At 31.0% G+C, this 19,357-nt stretch carries 18 protein-coding genes, 1 riboswitch and 1 other annotated feature; of the genes, 5 read left to right on the top strand and 13 right to left on the bottom strand.

The window, feature by feature from the left end; genetic code table 11:
* Positions 1 to 90 precede the first annotated feature (90 nt).
* Together Ccar_RS10395 and Ccar_RS10400 are read left to right on the top strand one after the other, a co-directional pair.
* Entirely contained in the window at positions 91 to 1,689 is a 1,599-nt protein-coding gene (locus Ccar_RS10395) for a glycoside hydrolase family 28 protein (protein WP_007059412.1), read from the top strand.
* 117 nt (positions 1,690 to 1,806) lie between these two features.
* Entirely contained in the window at positions 1,807 to 2,481 is a 675-nt protein-coding gene (locus Ccar_RS10400; protein ID WP_007059411.1) for a cupin domain-containing protein, read from the top strand.
* Positions 2,482 to 2,570: 89 nt separating this feature from the next.
* On the opposite strand, the gene Ccar_RS10405 is transcribed toward Ccar_RS10400, so the two are convergent.
* The 11 genes from Ccar_RS10405 to Ccar_RS10455 form a co-directional block, all read right to left on the bottom strand.
* Positions 2,571 to 4,457 carry an APC family permease gene (locus Ccar_RS10405; protein ID WP_007059410.1) on the bottom strand — a complete coding sequence of 629 codons (1,887 nt, stop codon included), beginning with the start codon at positions 4,455 to 4,457 and terminating at the stop codon, positions 2,571 to 2,573.
* A gap of 422 nt (positions 4,458 to 4,879) precedes the next feature.
* On the bottom strand, positions 4,880 to 6,643 hold the full coding sequence (locus Ccar_RS10410; protein WP_007059409.1) for a GTP-binding protein: 1,764 nt from the start codon (positions 6,641 to 6,643) through the stop codon (positions 4,880 to 4,882).
* Positions 6,644 to 6,670: 27 nt separating this feature from the next.
* A complete protein-coding gene (gene cysD / locus Ccar_RS10415) occupies positions 6,671 to 7,552 on the bottom strand; it encodes a sulfate adenylyltransferase subunit CysD (RefSeq protein WP_007059408.1) in 882 nt (293 codons plus the stop codon).
* 104 nt (positions 7,553 to 7,656) lie between these two features.
* Positions 7,657 to 8,442: a 3'(2'),5'-bisphosphate nucleotidase CysQ gene (cysQ, locus tag Ccar_RS10420; protein WP_007059407.1), complete on the bottom strand. Its 786-nt coding sequence runs from the start codon at positions 8,440 to 8,442 to the stop codon at positions 7,657 to 7,659.
* 15 nt (positions 8,443 to 8,457) lie between these two features.
* On the bottom strand, positions 8,458 to 8,772 hold the full coding sequence (locus Ccar_RS10425; protein WP_007064738.1) for a 4Fe-4S dicluster domain-containing protein: 315 nt from the start codon (positions 8,770 to 8,772) through the stop codon (positions 8,458 to 8,460).
* Positions 8,762 to 10,441 (bottom strand): adenylyl-sulfate reductase subunit alpha, encoded by a 1,680-nt coding sequence (locus Ccar_RS10430; protein WP_007059405.1) that lies wholly within the window; start codon positions 10,439 to 10,441, stop codon positions 8,762 to 8,764. Before Ccar_RS10430 ends, Ccar_RS10425 begins: the two co-directional genes overlap by 11 nt.
* Before the next feature lie 39 nt (positions 10,442 to 10,480).
* Positions 10,481 to 11,212 carry an ABC transporter permease gene (locus tag Ccar_RS10435; protein ID WP_007059404.1) on the bottom strand — a complete coding sequence of 244 codons (732 nt, stop codon included), beginning with the start codon at positions 11,210 to 11,212 and terminating at the stop codon, positions 10,481 to 10,483.
* Positions 11,190 to 12,029 carry an ABC transporter ATP-binding protein gene (locus Ccar_RS10440; protein WP_007059403.1) on the bottom strand — a complete coding sequence of 280 codons (840 nt, stop codon included), beginning with the start codon at positions 12,027 to 12,029 and terminating at the stop codon, positions 11,190 to 11,192. Before Ccar_RS10440 ends, Ccar_RS10435 begins: the two co-directional genes overlap by 23 nt.
* A gap of 30 nt (positions 12,030 to 12,059) precedes the next feature.
* On the bottom strand, positions 12,060 to 13,088 hold the full coding sequence (locus Ccar_RS10445; RefSeq protein ID WP_048030054.1) for an aliphatic sulfonate ABC transporter substrate-binding protein: 1,029 nt from the start codon (positions 13,086 to 13,088) through the stop codon (positions 12,060 to 12,062).
* Between the two features lie 64 nt (positions 13,089 to 13,152).
* Positions 13,153 to 13,761 (bottom strand): adenylyl-sulfate kinase, encoded by a 609-nt coding sequence (cysC, locus tag Ccar_RS10450; protein ID WP_007059400.1) that lies wholly within the window; start codon positions 13,759 to 13,761, stop codon positions 13,153 to 13,155.
* Between the two features lie 21 nt (positions 13,762 to 13,782).
* On the bottom strand, positions 13,783 to 15,405 hold the full coding sequence (locus Ccar_RS10455) for a nitrite/sulfite reductase (RefSeq protein WP_007059399.1): 1,623 nt from the start codon (positions 15,403 to 15,405) through the stop codon (positions 13,783 to 13,785).
* A gap of 80 nt (positions 15,406 to 15,485) precedes the next feature.
* Positions 15,486 to 15,586: riboswitch (SAM riboswitch) on the bottom strand.
* 97 nt (positions 15,587 to 15,683) lie between these two features.
* Positions 15,684 to 15,919, bottom strand: a binding site (T-box leader).
* A gap of 316 nt (positions 15,920 to 16,235) precedes the next feature.
* On the opposite strand from Ccar_RS10455, the gene Ccar_RS10460 reads away from it, so the two are divergent.
* Positions 16,236 to 16,523 carry a hypothetical protein gene (locus Ccar_RS10460; protein ID WP_007059398.1) on the top strand — a complete coding sequence of 96 codons (288 nt, stop codon included), beginning with the start codon at positions 16,236 to 16,238 and terminating at the stop codon, positions 16,521 to 16,523.
* 77 nt (positions 16,524 to 16,600) lie between these two features.
* Here the strand turns inward: Ccar_RS10460 and Ccar_RS26330 are convergent, their stop codons facing one another.
* On the bottom strand, positions 16,601 to 16,777 hold the full coding sequence (locus Ccar_RS26330) for a DUF1540 domain-containing protein (RefSeq protein WP_007059397.1): 177 nt from the start codon (positions 16,775 to 16,777) through the stop codon (positions 16,601 to 16,603).
* 366 nt (positions 16,778 to 17,143) lie between these two features.
* On the opposite strand from Ccar_RS26330, the gene Ccar_RS10465 reads away from it, so the two are divergent.
* Positions 17,144 to 17,467, top strand: coding sequence for a CC/Se motif family (seleno)protein (locus tag Ccar_RS10465; RefSeq protein WP_007064743.1), 324 nt, complete (start codon positions 17,144 to 17,146; stop codon positions 17,465 to 17,467).
* 232 nt (positions 17,468 to 17,699) lie between these two features.
* Here Ccar_RS10465 and Ccar_RS10470 read toward each other — a convergent pair whose 3' ends face one another.
* Positions 17,700 to 17,918 carry a hypothetical protein gene (locus Ccar_RS10470; RefSeq protein ID WP_007059395.1) on the bottom strand — a complete coding sequence of 73 codons (219 nt, stop codon included), beginning with the start codon at positions 17,916 to 17,918 and terminating at the stop codon, positions 17,700 to 17,702.
* A 195-nt stretch (positions 17,919 to 18,113) separates the two neighbouring features.
* Between Ccar_RS10470 and Ccar_RS10475 the strand changes: the two genes are divergently transcribed.
* The gene (locus tag Ccar_RS10475; RefSeq protein WP_007059394.1) at positions 18,114 to 19,172 is read left to right on the top strand and encodes a YncE family protein; all 1,059 of its coding nucleotides are present in this window, start codon (positions 18,114 to 18,116) and stop codon (positions 19,170 to 19,172) included.
* The last annotated feature ends 185 nt before the right edge of the window (positions 19,173 to 19,357 follow it).

Genomic DNA, 19,357 nt, shown 5'->3' on the forward strand with positions numbered 1-19,357 from the left:
ATAAAATTAATAAATTTTAATTTTTTTTAATTGCTGTTTAATTAATTTAGTATATAATTGTTACAATTCAACTTAGGAAGGATGAAAAATATGAAATCAAACAGATTATCAGCTTTAGCATTATCAACCATACTGAGCCTTTCAATAGTTTCAGGCTGTAATTTCAAAAATTCAAACAATGTTAAAGCAGCAGACGAAAATACACAATTAGAAGCTTATACTACCAATTTACCTTTTAATATGCCCAAGCTTAGTTTACCTACTTTTCAAAATAAAGACTTTAATATTACAGATTATGGTGCAGAATCAGGCAGCATAACCAAGAACACCGATGCTTTCAAAAAAGCAATTACAGAATGTAATAAAGTTGGCGGAGGAAGAGTAGTTGTACCTGCTGGTACCTGGCTTACAGGTCCTATTGAATTAAAAAGCAATGTTAATTTATATCTTGATTCCGGTGCTTTAGTAATTTTCAGCAGCAATCCTGAGGACTATAAGAAAACAGATGAAAAAAACTCCTCCTCTAATTCATATAAAAATTTAATTTCAGGCTCCAACTTAAGTAATATAGCAATAACAGGAGATGGAGTTTTAAATGGAAATGGAGCCTTCTGGAGACCTGTAAAAAAAGAAAAGGTTACTGATAGTATTTGGAAATCTTTTGTTTCAGCTGGTGGTGTCCTAGATAGTGCTGGAACAACAGTATGGCCAAATAAACAAGTAGTTAATGTAAAACGTCCAAACCTATTAAATTTGTCCAACTGTAAATCTGTACTATTAGATGGGCCTAGTTTTGAAAATTCACCCCAATTTAACATTGATATAAATTCTTCTGAAAATTTGATAGTTCGTAATACCAAAATTTTCAATGAATATTGGGCACAAAATACAGATGGAATAGATATTAGTGCTTGTAAAAACGTGCTTATATATAATGATACAGTAAATACAGGTGATGATGGTATTTGTATGAAATCTGGAAGCTCAAGTAAATCTAATAATGATGAACCAACTTTAGAAAATGTAGTAATTGAAAATTGTATAGTCAACCATGCACACGGTGGTTTTGTGGTTGGAAGCAATACAGATGGTGGTATGAAAAATATATATGTACACAATTGTAATTATATCGGAACTGACTCTGGTTTAAGATTTAAGAGTGATATTGGAAATGGCGGAAAGGTTGAAGATATATATATTGACGGAATTAACATGAAAAATATAGTCAATGATGCCATTGTTTTTGACACAAATTATGAAGCTAAAAACACTAATAATACAAGCAATAAAGTACCTAATTTTCAAAATATCCATATAAGCAATGTTTTTTGTGATGGAGCACAAGAAGCTGCTAATATTAAAGGACTGGATGCAGTACCTGTTAAAAACTTAGATTTAAAAAATATAACTATTAAATCTACAAATGGTTTTTCAGCAGAAAATACCTCTAATGTAAACTTGGACAATGTTAAAATTACTCCATCTCAAGGTTCAATTTTTACATTAAAAAACAGCAGCGGATACAATTTTAACAATGTATTATGCCCAACTGGCACAAGCACATTTATTTCTTTGGAGGGTTCTCAAACAAATAATATCAAGCTTACAAATACAAATATATCTAATGCTAAACAACCCTTTGCTTTAGATAAAAATGTAAATAGTTCTGCAATTACAATTAATAAGTAAATTTGAATTACTATTTGTATAAAAGGTTAATTTTTTATAAGCATTAAGCAGTTTAATCACACTTTACTATCATAAAACATATAATAATTTTATAAGTCTATGAAAGGAATGAATTATATGTATAATCCTTACAAAACATATCCATCTTCTTATTTTCTTAACCAACAAAGATATATGCTTAATGCTTATAGAATGTATCCATGCCCTTGTATGATGAATATGCCTATGTATGCTCAAGGCTTTTCAAATCAAGATGCTGACAGCAGATATGTTCCTTTTACTAATAATATGAATAGCAATTTAAAACCTAATTACCCAAATTCGCCTATAAACAGTAATTTAAAACCCAATTCTTTGAAACCTTCAAAGGATGAATCTCCAGCTCAGTCAAAGGATTATGGCCCAGAACCATTTGCAATTAATATTGAGGAAGCTACTAAGGAAAATAACTATTTTCGTTCTACTCTATGGACAGGAAAACATTATCAACTAACTTTAATGAGTATAGATCCAGGAGATGACATAGGATTGGAAATTCATCCTGATGTTGATCAATTCTTACGTATTGAAGAAGGTCAAGGAATTGTAAAAATGGGTAACAGTAAAAAACACTTGGATTTTCAGATGAAAGTTCATGATGGTTTTGCAATATTTGTGCCTGCTGGTACATGGCATAATTTAATCAATACAGGAAAGGGACCTATTAAATTATATTCTATTTATGCACCACCTCAACATCCACATGGTACACTTCATAAAACTAAAGCAGATGCTCAAGCTGCTGGAGATTAAGCTATTAAAATAATGGAGCTGCCGCACTAAGAGTAAATCACACAACATATTGTATGTAAATTTCTTAATGCCACAGCTCCATTTTTATATTATTTTTTTATTTTTTTATTTTTTTTATTTGCCTCAGCAATTTCCTCATCTGACAAATGATAAGGGAATGTAGACACAATTATATTATTGTTTTTAAGTAAAGTTTCTCTGATAAAGAAGCTTGTATGGTTATGTAAAACCTTACCAAAGTGTCCGTGAGTAATAAACTGCGGTACAATTACTGTCACTTTTTCATTTTCACCTGCTTTATCTGCAATTGACACTATATTTTGTAAAAGAGGAGTAATTACAGCTCTATAAGGTGAATATTTAGAAATAAGAGTAATATCTGTATCCAGCTCACTCCATCTTTGTTTTAATTTTTCCATTGCTTCCATATCTGTGGAAATATTAAGAGCAATAACATTATCACTTATACTTTGTGCATACTTAAGTGCACCAATTACAGCCTTGTTAAAACTGGCAATTGGAACTATTACAGTATGAGTATATTTTATTCTTAAATTTAACTTCTTTAAATTTAACTGACTTATACTTAAACCATTAGCAACCGTATTATAATGATGTTTAATTCTCATCTGAACTAAAATTATCATTGGAATTAGAATGGCAACTATAAATGCACCTTCACTAAATTTTTCAACTAAAATTATTATAGTTGTAAGTAATGTAACAGCAGCACCACATCCATTGATAATAGCACGTTTTATCCAACCTTTACCTCTTTCTTTTCTCCAGTGATTTACCATACCAAATTGGCCTAAAGTAAAGGATATAAATACGCCAATTGCATATAATGGAATCAGTCTATGGGTATCTGCTTTAAATATAGTAACTAAAACACAAGCTACAAATGACAAAGCACAAATTCCAACGGAAAAACTAAGTCTTTTACCCCTAATAGTAAATTGTCTTGGAGCAAAACCGTCTTTTCCAACTATATACATAAGCATTGGAAAACCTGTATATGCTGTGTTACATGCCATAAGTAAAATTACAGCAGTACTAAATTGTATTACATAATACATTATTCCATTATGGAAAACGCCAAAAGCTATTTGTGAAACAACTGTAGGACCATTGGCAATTGGTACAGCTGTGTAAAATATAGCAAGTACTGAAGTACCACCAAATATGAAAAATATTAAAGCTGCTAGTAATAACATAACAGTCTTGGCACTTTTTTGGCTAGGTTCCTGAAAATTTGGAACAGAGTTACTTACTGCTTCTACTCCTGTTAGTGCAGAACAACCTGAAGAAAAAGCTCTCAAAATAAGAAATATTGATAAATTTTCTGTGGTCCCTGCAGGAACAGCAAACATAGGTTGTGGATGTATATTTAGTACAAAATACTTAAATAAACCATAGACAATCATAAAAATCATACTAAATATAAAAATATAAGTAGGTATAGCAAAAATTTTTGAAGATTCACTTATTCCTCTTAAATTTAAAATAGTCAAAACTACAATTATAGCCACAACAAAGATAACTTTATATTCTGCTAAGCCTACAAATGCTGAAATAATAGCATCTGCCCCAGCACTAGCACTAACTGCAACAGTAAGTATATAACTGATTATAAGTCCTGCGCCTGCAGATAAGCCAGCCTTGTCTCCTATATTTTCTTTTGCTACCTTATAAGCTCCTCCACCTTGAGGATAAGCTCTTATAATTTGAATATATGCAATGGTAAGTATTATGAGCAATCCTATAATCATAAAGGAAGTCCATGTTAACCATTGATATGCAGATGCACCTAAAACTATTAATACGAAAAGAATTTCCTGTGCACCATAGGCAACAGATGATATAGCATCACTGGCCATAATTGCTAATCCAAAAGGAATATTATACTTTTCATGTTTTCCTTGCTCATTAGCTAAAGGTTCTCCAAATAAAACATCTAAAAATTTCTTATGCATTTAGTTTCTCTCCTTATGTTCTCTTTCGTTCAGTCTTTAAAAGAATGAATATAATTAATATATTAATATAATTAATATTTACACAAACATAAATTTCTCCACCGTCATGTTTTTTAGTTTTAACTTTTTATTACAATACATTACATTTTTACCTTTAAAACTAAAAAAAACGCTCACTTACAAATATACATCATAAAACATACTTTTTCAATGAAATAATTTGATAATCAGCTCTTATTTTTTTTCGGATATTCAAATGGTAATTCTAGTTAAACTTTAGCCACTCTTCATACTTGTAAATCTATTTATTCAATTACATATGTGCTAAAAAAAATACTGCATAACAAAAGAGGATTTCTTACACCAATGCTTTAGAAATCCCCTCTTAATTTAACCTATTACACCGACCCTTTGCTTATATGTTAAAAAGGCTTGAATATAATATTCTTTTTCTGTAACAATGATTTTATTTTATCTACTGCTAATTCCACAGTATCCTCTTTAGATACAAATAAATCCTCATCTATTTCAGATATTTCATTTTCTCCTACCCATACCTTTATGACTTCTTTAGAATTTACAGCAGCCTCCATTGTTTCTATATCATCCCTATTTAACTCTGATGCTGTTGCTATTAGTATACTTCCTGAATCCATCATAATATTTGATACTTCTGAAAGTCTTTTTATATGCTCTTTTTTATTATGATCTTCAGCATAAAGTGTATTATTTATACCTAAAAAGTACACCCTTCTTCCATCTGAAAATAATTTTCTTTCAAGTGCCCTTGCAATGGCCTTCTTTCTTGTATTCTCCTTACCTGTTATGCATATTAAAGCAGGTTTTTGACCAAACTTTTCTGCTCTTTCTTCTAATGTTATATAGCTTTTTTCCCATTTATAATTTTCCTTGTGAGCCTTATTTTCCTCATCTTCAAGTTCCTTTAATATAATACCTCCTCCAGCTATTTCATATTTATCAACTATTACAAATCTACTGGTTTGAGCTATTTCATGGGATAAATCAAAAGCAATAGGCTTATCTGTTTTCAAGATACACTCTGCCACTTCATGTCTATCTATCTGCTGTTTAACTTCATTATTCAAATTAGAGGCATCAATTACCTTTGTAATTTCTTCAATTTTAACTTCAACCTTGGAAGTTCCAACCTTTAGTATATACTCTTTTTCCTTTACCATTGGACTCCTGCCAAGCCAAAATAAATTAACCTTTATTCTGTTTGTAACTTTAGGTTTAATATCACCTGAAATTGCAGCCATTTCTCCTCTTTTAATATATATTTGTTCATTAAGAGTAAAACCTGCTGCATAGCCTGAGCCTATACTTTCTCTAGCTTCTCCATTAAATACTTCTATGGATTTAACTGTACTTTTCTTCCCTGAAGGGTAGAATATTACCTCATCCCCTACTTTTACTCTACCAGTTTCAATGGTTCCAGCCACAATTCTTCTGTTATCTCCATCTCTTGTAAACTTGTAAACTGCTTGCACCGGCATTCTAAAAGGCTTATCATCTGGAAGTTTCTCCTTTTCAAAGCTATCCAGCACCTCTAATACAGATTGTCCTTTATACCAAGACATTTTATTTGATGGGTCAACTATATTTTCTCCAAAGAATCCACTTACAGGTATAAAGCATTTTGGTTCTACATCTATCTTATTTAAAAACTCTGTATATTCCTTTGTAATATTTTCAAAAACTTTTTCATCATAATTCACTAAATCCATTTTATTAATAAGCACTACTACATTTTTTATTCCAAGCATTGATAACAAATATCCATGTCTTTTGGAATTTTCTTTTATTCCTTCTTCTGCATCTATAACAAGCAGTGCAACTTCAGCTCTTGAAGCTCCAGTTACCATATTCTTTAAAAATTCTATGTGGCCTGGTGCATCTATTATAATGTAGTCTCTTTTCTCAGTTTTAAAGAAACATCTAGCTGCATCTATGGTAATTCCCTGTTCTTGTTCATCCTTTAGTGCATCAAGTAAAAATGCATATTCAAAAGGCTTTGAATTTCTTCTGCATCTTTCTTTAACCTGCTCCAATTTACCTTCTGGTAAGGAATTTGTATCTGCTAATAATCTACCTATTATTGTACTTTTACCATGATCTACGTGTCCAACTATTACAATATTCATATCTTCTCTATTGAAATTCATTTAACTTCCTCCATTTCTTTAACCACTTTACATATAACCATTTTTTCTAAGCTCTTCAAGACCACCGCCATCTTCTTTATCTTGAGCTCTTCCTGCTCTTTCAGCAATATTTGCAAACTTACCGGTTTTAAGCTCTTCAACTATTTCTTCTACAGTTTTAGAAGTTGACTCTACTGGATTTGTGCAAGGCCAGCATCCAAGAGAACGGTATCTCTTTCCATTACCTTGATCAAAATATAAGGATACTATAGGAATATTTTCTCTCTGTATATATTCCCATATATCAAGCTCTGTCCAATCTAAAAGAGGATGAATTCTAACATGGGTTCCTGGTGCAAAATCTGTTTTATATTGGTTCCAAAATTCTGGAGGTTGTTCTGCAATATCCCAATCGTTATTTTTATCTCTAGGTGAAAAATATCTTTCTTTAGAACGACTTCCTTCTTCATCAGCTCTTACCCCTACAATAATTCCAGTAAAAGCCTCTGTATTTTTGTCTACTTCATACTTCCCTGTATCATGATTTAATCTATATCTTGGCCACTTACCATTTAAAGTGTTAGTTAAAGCATCTGTTTTAAGTCTCTTGCAGCACTGAAGTCTTGTAACATTACCATCTGGAAATGTTTCCTTCTTTTCAAGTGCTTCCTTATTTTCTCCATAAATCATATCAAGCTTCCATTTTAAAGCTAATCTATCCCTATATTCAATCATCTCTGCTATTTTGTAGTGTGTATCTACATGGACTAAAGGAATAGGAACATGGCCAAAAAATGCTTTTCTTGCAAGCCATAAAAGCACTGTACTATCCTTACCAATAGACCACAGCATTCCAAGGTTTTTAAATTCACTATATGCTTCTCTTAATATATGAATACTTTTATTTTCTAATTTATCTAAATGATTCAATGTAATCCCTCCACATCTTATTTCTATGTTTAAATATTGCTTAAACTATCATAAAAATTTGTCAACTTTATAAAAAGTTCTCTATACTTAAAATTTAAAAAATATTATTCCTGTATATTAAAAATGTTTTTTCCATTATTAACAATATAAAAACCCTTCTCATTTAAAGTATTTTCCCTATTATAAAGCATGTCACTAGAATCCAATTGTTTAAAGATTCCTCCTGCTTCTTCAACTATACACTGCATAGCTGCAGTATCCCATTCCGAAGTAAGTCCAAAGCGATAGTATACATCTGCCTCCCCTTTAGCTATCAAACAGCCTTTTAGAGAACTTCCTGCATTCTTTACCTCTTTAAACTTGTTCTTATTTTCTTCTATTAATTTAGACAACTGCTTAGAAGTATGTGATCTGCTTGCCACTAGGATCAAGTCATCCTTCTTATTTGAAACCTGCAGTTTGTTAAGTAAGTGTTCTGATTTCAAATAAGCACCAGAACCTTTAACAGCATAATAAAGCTCTTTTGTAACTGGAACATATATTACCCCTAAAACTGATTTATGTTTATAACTTAAGGCTATATTTACTGTAAACTCTCCATTTTTCTTAATGAATTCCTTAGTTCCATCTAAGGGGTCCACTATCCAGCACCAATCATTTTCCAATCTATCTTTAGTATCCTTTTTTTCTTCAGATAATATTGAGTATTTCGGAAAATTTTTCAATAAACTATCTACAATTATGTCATTAGCCTCTCTATCTGCTAAAGTTAAAGGGGTATTATTTTCTTTATACTCAACTTCTATAGAGCCGCTATATATCTCCATTATTTTTTCTCCTGCCCTTATAGCTGCATCTATAGACACATTTAATTCATTTATTAGTTCCATAACTTTCCTACTTCCTTAATATTTGTTTGATTCTTTTGTATTAATTTTTACCCAGTGAACTTTCCCATTACCATCTGTGATATTCCACTGCCAAAAATCTTTTCCCTTGTTTACCGTCATGGAGCCTCCTCTTCCACCTATGTCTTCTCCTAAAAAATATTTTATGGCAGAAACTCCACATTCCTTTAAGCAAGCAGTACAGCCCCAGCATTCATCCTCATATTTTATAAAAGCCTTCTTGTTTTCATCTGCATATATTAAGCTTCCTGGACAAACTTTAATGCATTTTCCGCACTTAATACATTTGTCTTTATCAATTTTAATGCTCATAAGTATCATACCTTCCAACTAAATCTCTAAAAACAATTTCCACCTTTCCATTTTTATAAATGGAATTTACATATTTAAGCCAGTTTGTATCATCCTTTTCTGGATAGTCTTCATTTTCTGCATAACATCTCCATCTTGTTTCTTTTCTTGCTTTAAGGTGTTCAATTAATACTCTGCAAACATCAAGTCTATCAATTATTTCATATATGAACATCAACTCATGCATGTTCTTTGCTTTCAATTTGTATACAGATGAGTTTAATTCCTGAATTTTTTCAAGGGCTGTTTCCAAACTCTTCATATTATATTTGTAAGCCTTAGAAATTCCTCCAGCATATTTATCCATAATGTTTTGCATAGCTTCTTCAATATCTTTTATGGAAAATGTACTTTTATTGTAGAAAAACATAGTCATTTCATGAATCTTCTGTCCAATCTCTTTATAATCTGATTTTTTTATTACCACACCTTTAACATTTTTAATAATTGATTCTGCAGCTATTTCTCCTTCAGCAAAACATCCTGTTACATATTTTTTAGGACTTCCACCTGCCGCATCACCTATTGCATATAGACGCCTTAAGGTAGTTCTTCTATCCACATCAACCCAATATCCACTAGCAGTATGTCCACCTACTATATAAGGTTCTGTACCATCTATTTCTACATTTTCTTTTGATGGTGATGTATTTTTTTCTATCCACTTTAATGTTTGAGCTGGCGCCATATTGAGATAAGCTTTAAACAAATCTTCACTTAACTCTTCAGGTATGCCCTTTGTATTTAAATAACAAGGCCCATTGCCCTTATAGTTTTCCATAACTGTTGCATACAATCTCATAGGTGTAGTAGGCTTTCCATACTTTTCAACATAAGTTTCACCATATTTATTTACCTGCTTAACCTTTACTCCCTGAGCAATGGTTCCAGTAGGAGCTATTGTATCCTTACACCTAAGTGCTATAAATCTCATTTCAAATGAGGTCATTTCTGCTCCTGCTCTTATTCCCATGGCATAACCTGCCCCTGTATTAAAGGGACTATACCACATTTTATGTTTTGAAAATCCAGGATTATTAGGTTTATATATTCCCGAAGTACCTCCAGTTGAACATACTACAAACTTGGAATGTATAACATAAATAGTGCTTTCTTCATTGGAAAATCCCATAGCACCATTGACTTCTCCATCTTTAATTAAGTAATCTATTATGTTAACCCTATTTATTACCTTAATGTTATCTCTTCTATTCACTTCATCTGCAAGTATGGGTTTAATATTCTCACCATTAATCTTTATACTTCTCTTACCTCTTTGAATATAATTACCCTTTTCCTCCTTCAGTATAGGAAGACCTAAAGCTTCAATTTTTTCTGTAACTTTATTAAGACGTTTTGCTATGCTGTATACTAAATCTTCCCTTATCACATTTTCTGAATCCTTTTTTACATAGTCAACAAAAGATTCTTCACTTTCCCCTTTGCCTATATATGCATTTAAAGCATTTACTCCTGCAGATAAGCAGCCGCTTCTTTTGATATTTGCTTTTTCTGCAATTATAACTTTCAAATTAGATTTTTCAGTAATAGAAAGAGCACTAAAACATCCTGCTGCCCCTCCTCCTATTATAAGTACATCTGCTTCTAATGTTTCTATTTTAAAGTCCAACTTGTATCTCCCTTTCATTTTTAAGTAAAACTTAAAGGCTTATAATTTAACTTCCAATCCCCACTTTTGCCTTATGCTTGCTTCTATTCTTCCAAATACCACATTATCTAAAAGTAGTCCTATGGCTATTATTACAATCATAACAGCTAAAACCTGGCTGATATCTGCTAAATCTCTTCCTATCATAAGCACTTGACCAAGCCCTTTTGTGGCCACAAGCATTTCTCCTGCCATTAAAGCCCTCCAGGCAAAGGACCAGCCCTGCTTCAAGCCTGCAATAATAGAAGGAAGAGAAGCTGGCATTACCACATTTAAATAGAGTTTAAAACCTTTAGCTCCCATTGTTTTAGCTGCTTTTATGTACAGCGGATATACATTATTAATAGCACCTTCTGTAGCTATGGAAATTGCAAAAATTGATCCCATGGCTATAACGAATATAATTGTCTTCTCACTTAATCCATACCAAAGTATTGCAAAAGGCAGCCAGCAAATACTTGGAAGAGTTTGAAGTCCTAGTATTATTGATTTGATATTTTCTCCAACATACTTATAACGAACAATTAATATTCCAAGGGGAATACCTATAATAACTGATAAAAGATAACCTATCATAAGTCTTTCCATACTGGCACCCACAGCAATTAAAAGTGTATTATCTATGGATAAAAAGTAAAGACTTTTAATTACATCAACTGGCGATGGAAATGTATAGGGCTTCCAAATTGAAAGTACATCTACACCTATCTTATATACCAATTCCCATATCATTATCAGAAGAATATAAAATGCTATTTTTTTCAATACTCCAATCGCTGTCGTACTCAGATTTTGCAACCTTCTCAACCTCCTCCTTAAGTTCCTTCATTACCTGTGCAGTAACATATGCCAAATCTACATTTTCTATATTTCTTGGCCTTCTAAGCTGTATTTTAAATTCTTTTTTAACCTTTCCTGGATTGGTGGACATTACAATTACTCTATCTCCTAAAAGAACAGCTTCTTCCACATTATGAGTAACAAATATAATGGTCTTCTTTGTCTCTATCCAAACCTTTTGAAGCTCTGTTTGAAGTATATTTTTAGTTTGACTATCCAATGCTGCAAAAGGCTCGTCCATTAAAAGTACCTCTGAATCCAAGGTAAGAGCTCTTGCAAGGGCAACTCTCTGTCTCATTCCACCTGAAAGCTCATGAACAAAAGAATTTTTGAATTTTGCCAAATGCACCATTTTAAGATAGTATAATGCTTTTTCTCTTCTTTCCTTTTTAGGAACACCTGCCATCTTCATGCCAAATTCCACATTGTCAATAACCTTTAACCATGGAAACAGTGCAGATTCCTGAAACATAACAGCTCTGTCAACTCCTACTCCGTTTATTTCTTTATCATTTAAGTAAATCTTGCCTTCACTTGGAGTTTCAAGACCAGCAATTATATTTAAAAGTGTAGATTTTCCACAACCTGAAGGTCCTAATAGGCATATAAATTCACCTTTTTTAAAGGAAAGATCTATGTTATCTAAAGTGTAAGTTTCTTTATGCTTTGATATAAATTTCTTATTAACACCTTTAATTATTAAACTCAAATTTATCACCTCTTTCTCATTTTCTAAAAATCACTTAATTTCCTGTTTTCCCTTTTCCTTAAGAACTTTATTTAATATATCTAGATTGAATAAATTCTTTAAATCCGGTCTTTCTCTTAAGAAACCAACACCAACAGATAAATCCGTCATTTCCTCTATGGACTGCTTTTCTGGATTGTTTGTTGAAGTAATTCTTTTAAAGGAACTGTTTAAAACACTCTTTTCAAGAGGTTTTTTAGTTAACTTGCCAATTTCATCATTTACAACATTTTTAGAAGCTTCTTTACTTTCATTAATATAATCCGTTATATCAACATGAGCCTTTAAAAAGTTTTCAACTACCTCTGGATGACTTTTTATAAAATCACTTCTTGCAACAATAACTGCCGTTGAATATTGTCCTTGTCTCCAAACCTCATTGTAATCAAGTACTACCCTTGCTCCTACTTCTTTTTCAAGCCTTGCTCCCCAAGGTTCTGGCACTAATGCAGCATCAATCCTATTTTGATCCAATAAGGTTTTTATATCCGGATTTTCTGCCCTAACTATTTCAACATTTCCATCCTTTGTTTTATCCTTAAGTCCATTTTCTTTTAATAATGCTCTTAAGGATAAATCCTGAGTATTTCCAAACTGAGGAATGGCCACTTTTTTACCTTGAAGGTCTTTAACCTCCTTAATACCTGCATCTTTCCTTGCAATCAGTACTGCTCCTGCATCTGATGCACCTGAAATAATTTGTATTTCTCCTTTAGACCTGGCATAACCATTTACTGCTGGACCAGGACCTACATATGCTATATCCAGCTCACCAGCAAGAAGTGCTTCAATTTCAGCTGGGCCTGCATTAAACTGTTTCCACTCAATAGGATATTTATCTCCTAACAGCTTTTGAAACTTTCCTTGATTTTTACCTATTAATGCTTGAGCATGAGTTATATTAGGGAAAAAACCAACTCTCACTTTATTATCATCACTGTTTTTATTTGAGGAACAGCCTAAAAAACCTGCTGCTGTAACAATGACCAGAAGTAAAGCTCCTATTTTTCTAAATTTCATTTCTAGCCCCCTGTATAATTTTAAGTAAAGTTCTTTAATATCTTTAAATTTGCTTTGCGATATTTCACTTTACTAAATATCCGTTATGCTCTAAAAATTTTATTATCTTTTCCACAGAATCATCTATAGACTCCTTATGGGATAATATTGTTATTTCTGGATTTTCAGGTTTTTCATAAGCTGAATCAATACCTGTAAAATCCTTTATTTTACCTTCTCTTGCTTTTTTATATAACCCTTTAGGATCTCTCTTTTCACATACTTCAATATCACAATCTATGAAAATCTCTACAAATCTGCTCTTTACTAGCTCCCTAACCTTTTGTCTATCCTCTTTAAAAGGTGATATGAAGGTAGTAATTGTTATAATACCCGCATCCACAAAAAGTTTTGATAGCTCCCTTACTCTTCTAATATTTTCTACTCTATCTTCATTTGAAAATCCTAAATCAGAATTCAAGCCATGCCTTAAATTATCTCCATCAAGCATATAAGTAAGATATTTTCTTTCATACAACTGTCTATTTAAAGCATCTGCAATGGTGGATTTTCCTGAACCAGACAATCCTGTAAACCAAAGCAGCAAGCCCTTTTGATTTATCAAATTTTCTCTATGTTCTTGTCCTATGCTCATGCTGTGCCATACTACATTATTTGATTTATTAGCTCCCATATACGACCTACCTTTTAACAATTATTTTTTAGATAAAAATTTTACATCTGAATTAAAATCATAATATGCATTTGAATCAATTCCTGTAGTTCTAAACTTCTCAATTAAAGCTTCAACTTCTGACCACTTTGCTTCTATAAATTTATCAAAATCCTCATATTTATTTTCATAAGCTAAAAGTGCCAACTCATATAAAAATTCTGGAATGTTCTTTGCTGGAATTTCTCCCTTTACTTCTCCGAATTTTGTTTGATAAACTTCTAAAGTGCCACCGTAATAAAGTGAATATGCCGGAATCATTCCTTCTTCACCTCTGATAGCCTTCCCTGAAAATGCTATCTTTCCAATTTGGTGCTGTCCACAAGAATTGTTACATCCTGATATAAATATCTTTGGTAATACTTTCTTTATCTCTTCTGGAACCTTTAAAAATCTTTCATATATAGCATTTGACAAACCTTGAGAATTACACAAACCAATTCCACAAACCTTTGCTCCTACACAGGATATAGTATTTTCAACAGGAAGCTTTGTTGTAAAGGAATCTACAATTTCAAAAAACTTATCTACATCTTTACCTTTTATATCCCTAACATAAAAACCTTGAGTATTGGTAAGTCTTATTGTAGTTTCATAATCTAAAGCTTTAAGATAATTCAATATTTTGTTTAAATCCTTTGTTTCAATATATCTGTCACTGGTGTGTATGAAAACTGAATAATATCCCTTTTGCTTTTGTTCTTTTATAATTAAACTATCTGTACTTGCTTTGCTTCCCTCATTTTCATATTCTCTATCTAGAGCTTTAATATTTAAATCCAAGTCTAAATTTTTCCTTGCTTTATTTACATAGTCTTTAAGAAGTTCTTTAAATTTATCATCACCTAATCTATATCTGATAAATCTTATTCTAGCCTTATTTCTATTTTCTCTGTCACCTTCAGCTTCAAAAAGCTCCTTCATAGCTTGTACATAGTAAAGTGCATCATTTTCATCTATGAAATCATCTATTTTTAATGATGTGGTAGATGCTCCTCCAAGTCCTCCTGCTGCATAGACTTCAAAGCCTTTTTTACCATTTTCTATTTTTGCAACAAATCCTAAATCTGCTATAGTGGCATAAGCTGTATCTAAATTATTATTAGAAAACGAAACCTTATACTTTCTTGGAAGTTTAACTGTTGATGGATCTTTTAACAAGTGATCAGCAGTTTTTACAGCATAAGGAGTAACATCAAAAATCTCATCCTTATCTACTCCTGAAAGTGGTGAACACGCTACATTTCTTGCTGAATTTCCACCTGCTCCCAAGGTATTTATACCAAATTCTAAAATTTCATTCATTATTTTCACAGTATCTTCTAGTTCTACTCCATGAAATTGAATATCCTGTCTAGTTGTAAAATGTATTCTGCCATGAGAATACTTATCAGCAATTTTGCTCACAGCTTCAAACTGCTCCAAAGTAATTATTCCTGCTGGTGTTTTCATCCTAGTCATGTACTTTTCTACCTCACGTTCTGCATAAACTCCCATAGCAGACCTTATTCCCTTAATATTAGGGTCCACATTTCCATTTTTGTAGTCAGTTATCTTGACTTTATAAAATTCAATTTCCTTTTTTATTCTTTCTAAAGTTTCCACGTTTAGTTCCTCCTCTAAAATAATTAAAACCCCTTCATGCTTTGTATGCATAAAGAGGTTTATTTAACATAATTAACCAATCTTTATCATCCAAAGCTTAAGCTTTGTTGGTATTAGCACCTTACATAAGTAGGTTGCTGTGGAGTCATAAAGCCAATCTCTCGTCCACTCTTGATAAATTCCAATTATTAAATTATATGAATATTAGTATAATTTAATAAAATTTATCTGTCAATACTTATTTTTAAATAACAAAAAACCTCCTGCCTCTGAAAAATTTCAGAGGCAGAAGGTTAACTTCCGCGGTTCCACTCTGATTAAGCAAAAATGCCCATCTTTATTCTGATACTGACATACCATATCTCTATAACGGGAGAACCCGTAAAAGCCTACTAAATTTCGGTTTTATGCTCACAGGGGCACTTCAACTATATTTCTACATAAAACTATCTCAACCATGTAGTTTCTCTCTGTATGTTCTATATAATTTACTTTTCCTATTCACAGCATTTATTTTTTTAAATATGTTTAATCAAATTTAAATAAATTATAAACCAATGTTTTGTAAAAATCAACATAAATTTTCTAAAATTAAAAAATTTACAATATATTCCTAATAAGTATTTTTAATTTTATCTGTGTTTTTTATATTATATATCACTAATGTGTAGATTTTATGAAGATACTATCTGATGAAATAAAAGTCTTAAATATCCAGTTACTCTCTATAAACATACACCTCATATATTTAAAATTTCTTCATAACTTCTTTACATGAATAATATATAATTACTTTATTAATTTAAAGGAAATTTACTGGAGGGATAAGTATGAATTGTCATAGAAATAGTAAAAATAAGCAAAATTCTCATAATCATAGTCCATTAAAGCATATGCTTCACATGGTCATTTGCTGTGGCTTACCTCTAATTTTGGTAGGATTATTGCCAGCTATATCAAGGCTTAGCCCTAGTGCCAGCCTTGTAATTGGAAAAATCACACCATTTTTATGTCCATTGATGATGATTTTTATGATACCAATGATGATTGGCAACAATAAAAAAAGTAATTGTTGTGACAATAAAAATGCTGATGTTGATAACAAGGATTTAGTATAAATTAAAAACACTTAAACCATCCTAAACTTCAGGATGGTTTAAATATTTTTATTGGGTATACACATGTAAAAATAAAGTTATGCCTGATTTTCTGGTATAAATGTTGCACAATCTGTTTCTTGAGTATCTCTTGCATTTCTAGGTTGAACTTCTATCTGTGCTGCACCACAGTGATCACCAGACATATAATAGTGACAACTATTAACAACACATTTAACTCCTTCATTTGGTCTGCTCATTTTTTCTGGTTGCATAAATGTTTCCTCCTTTTATATACAAAAATAATCAACACTACTATTCTTTCTAAAGAATATATTTTTATACTAAAAACAATTTTAGTAAATCAAAACTCTCCACTTCTATACTATTGCAAAATTTCACCAACTTTTTTGCACTTAAAATATAACCTTTTGTATCTCTTAATTTCTTCATAATTTCTTTATATAAATAATATATAATCCAATTAAATTATAATTGTTTTCTAATTAAAGTAAACACACTAGAGGGATAAGTATGAATTGTCATGGAGATAATAAAGGAAATCAGTAACTTTACATATAATTATCGTCCAGTTTCTATCTTCTAGTATGTAATAAACTTTTAAAGAAAGGTGTGTTATTATGAATATAGAAATTAATCGTGGTGTTAAAGAGTATTTAAGCGAAAAAGCTGTTCAGGATATTTATATAGAAATGGTCAATAAAGGTGCATGCTGCTCAGGTAATGTTTTTGTTCCTGTTGTTAGATTAGGAAAACCATCTTACGAGGAAAGATACAACTTTTTTGTCAAAGATGAAATCACACTTTACGTTCCTAAAAATATAAATAACGAAAAAATTGAAAACATCATAATTAAAGTTCGTAATATTTTAGGTCATAAATCTTTACTTGTAAATGGTATACTTGCATATAAACAAAAAACTTTCGAACGGAAAAAATATTAAAAATATTTTTTTCACTAATTGTTGAATTTGAACTTATTTTTAAGTAGTCTTAACTCAGTATTTGAAGAAAACTTTGTTGCTGCATTTGATGAATATGCATTTCAATTAAATTTAATTGATTTTGTATTTAGTTATCTTGATTATTCATACCATTCATATTTACCATTTCATTTAGGTCAGACATGCCTTGTATATTCTACATATTATTCATGTTTTACATGCCTTGAGTACTCTACATATTCATACCATTCATCTTCATACTATTACCTGTTGAAGTTAATTCTAAAATTTCTGCTGTAATTACAGTAATATTCTTTATTATTGGATCTGAACTTAAATCTCTAAATAATTTAGGATTTTGATTCTTTAAAAAAGCTTCCTTTATCCAAGCTGCACAAGTCATGCCTTCTATTTTTAAAATTTTACTTGTTATTTCATATCTTATCCTCAATTTCACTCTATATTAGTTTACTTTTTTACTATTCATAACTAACTTTAGACTTTAAATAAATTAGAAAAATGTATATGTTTTCTCAAAAATTAAATACTAATATAGAGTTATTTATTTTTTATATGCTAAATTAAATATTTTAACAACACCAAAATATATACAAAAAGATTATAATATGAAAGGAAGTACAATATCATGTTTAAATTTAAAAATCTAAAATTTATAGCTATCTGTTTCATATTCCCTTTAGCACTAGCTTCATGTGGTAGCAAATCTAAAAATGAACAAGCACCGCTGGATCAAGTAGGAGTAGCCGAAAAATCCTATTATTATACTGCAAATGAGGGTGGAAGTATTTCTAGAGTAAATGCATCTACAAATAAAGTATTGGATACAATTAAAGTTGATGGTTCTGCTCACAATGTACAAATTTCTCCAGATGATAAAACCGTGGGAGTTACTATAACTCCAAAAATGTCAGAAAAAGATAACTCTATGGAGATGAAAGACTCAACCATGTCAGGTTATGCATCATTTTATGATGTTGAAACCAATAAACTCATAACAAAAGTCAATGTGGGTAAGCATCCAGCCCATATAGTATTTACACCAAATGGCAAGTATGCACTAGTTACAAATAGCGGAGACAACAACGTATCAGTAATTGATGCTGGAAATCACAGTGTGGTAAATAAAATTTCTACAGGCAAAACTCCTCACGGTTTTAGAATTTCAATGGATAGTAAATTAGCTTATGTTGCTAATATGGGTGAGGATACTGTAAGTGTTTTAGACATTGAAAATTTTAAAGAAATTAAAAAAATCAAAGTTGGTAAGACACCAATAACTACTGCTGTAACAAAGGATAATAAAACACTATTAGTAACATTAAATGGCGAGAATGCTTTAGCTGTAGTTGACCTTTCCACAGATAGCATAGAAAAAATACCTGTAGGTGTAGGTCCTGCACAAGTCTACATTGAACCTGACAATAAGTTTGCTTTTGTAGCAAATCAAGGTACTGAAGCTGCTCCTTCAAATACCGTATCTAAAATTGATTTAAGTACAAAGAAAGTAGTAGCTACAATAGAAGCAGGCAAAGGTGCTCATGGAATAGTAGCCAGTGACAATAACAAATTTGTTTATGTAACTAATATGTTTGATAGTACTGTTAGTGTTATTGATAATACTAGTAATAAAGCAATTCAAACAGTTACAGTAGACAAAACACCTAATGGAATAAGTTATAAATAATAAATCCTTAAGCTTTTTATTTAACACTTAATAATTTTATAATTAAGAAAGCAGTATTTAAGTATATAGAATTCTTCTATCATACGAAAATACTGCTTTTCTTTGCTCAGCATAATTATAATATAAACTTAAATATATTGATCTTATCTTTTAGTAAATTAAAAGATATCTTAAAATTAAATGAG

Origin of the sequence: Clostridium carboxidivorans P7, from assembly GCF_001038625.1 — a bacterium.
GTDB lineage: Bacteria > Bacillota > Clostridia > Clostridiales > Clostridiaceae > Clostridium_AM > Clostridium_AM carboxidivorans.

Bases quoted from the DNA above. Each gene is read 5' to 3' on its own strand.
- Ccar_RS10425 (WP_007064738.1), bottom strand. From the start codon at position 8,772: ATGAGCATTAAAATTGATAAAGACAAATGTATTAAGTGCGGAAAATGC.
- Ccar_RS10435 (WP_007059404.1), bottom strand. From the start codon at position 11,212: ATGATATGGGAATTGGTATATAAGATAGGTGTAGATGTACTTTCAATT.
- cysQ (WP_007059407.1), bottom strand. From the start codon at position 8,442: ATGGAACTAATAAATGAATTAAATGTGTCTATAGATGCAGCTATAAGG.
- Ccar_RS10395 (WP_007059412.1), top strand. From the start codon at position 91: ATGAAATCAAACAGATTATCAGCTTTAGCATTATCAACCATACTGAGC.
- cysC (WP_007059400.1), bottom strand. From the start codon at position 13,761: ATGGGAGCTAATAAATCAAATAATGTAGTATGGCACAGCATGAGCATA.
- Ccar_RS10465 (WP_007064743.1), top strand. From the start codon at position 17,144: ATGAATATAGAAATTAATCGTGGTGTTAAAGAGTATTTAAGCGAAAAA.
- Ccar_RS10410 (WP_007059409.1), bottom strand. From the start codon at position 6,643: ATGAATTTCAATAGAGAAGATATGAATATTGTAATAGTTGGACACGTA.
- Ccar_RS10405 (WP_007059410.1), bottom strand. From the start codon at position 4,457: ATGCATAAGAAATTTTTAGATGTTTTATTTGGAGAACCTTTAGCTAAT.
- Ccar_RS10460 (WP_007059398.1), top strand. From the start codon at position 16,236: ATGAATTGTCATAGAAATAGTAAAAATAAGCAAAATTCTCATAATCAT.
- Ccar_RS10445 (WP_048030054.1), bottom strand. From the start codon at position 13,088: ATGAAATTTAGAAAAATAGGAGCTTTACTTCTGGTCATTGTTACAGCA.
- Ccar_RS10400 (WP_007059411.1), top strand. From the start codon at position 1,807: ATGTATAATCCTTACAAAACATATCCATCTTCTTATTTTCTTAACCAA.
- Ccar_RS10475 (WP_007059394.1), top strand. From the start codon at position 18,114: ATGTTTAAATTTAAAAATCTAAAATTTATAGCTATCTGTTTCATATTC.
- Ccar_RS26330 (WP_007059397.1), bottom strand. From the start codon at position 16,777: ATGCAACCAGAAAAAATGAGCAGACCAAATGAAGGAGTTAAATGTGTT.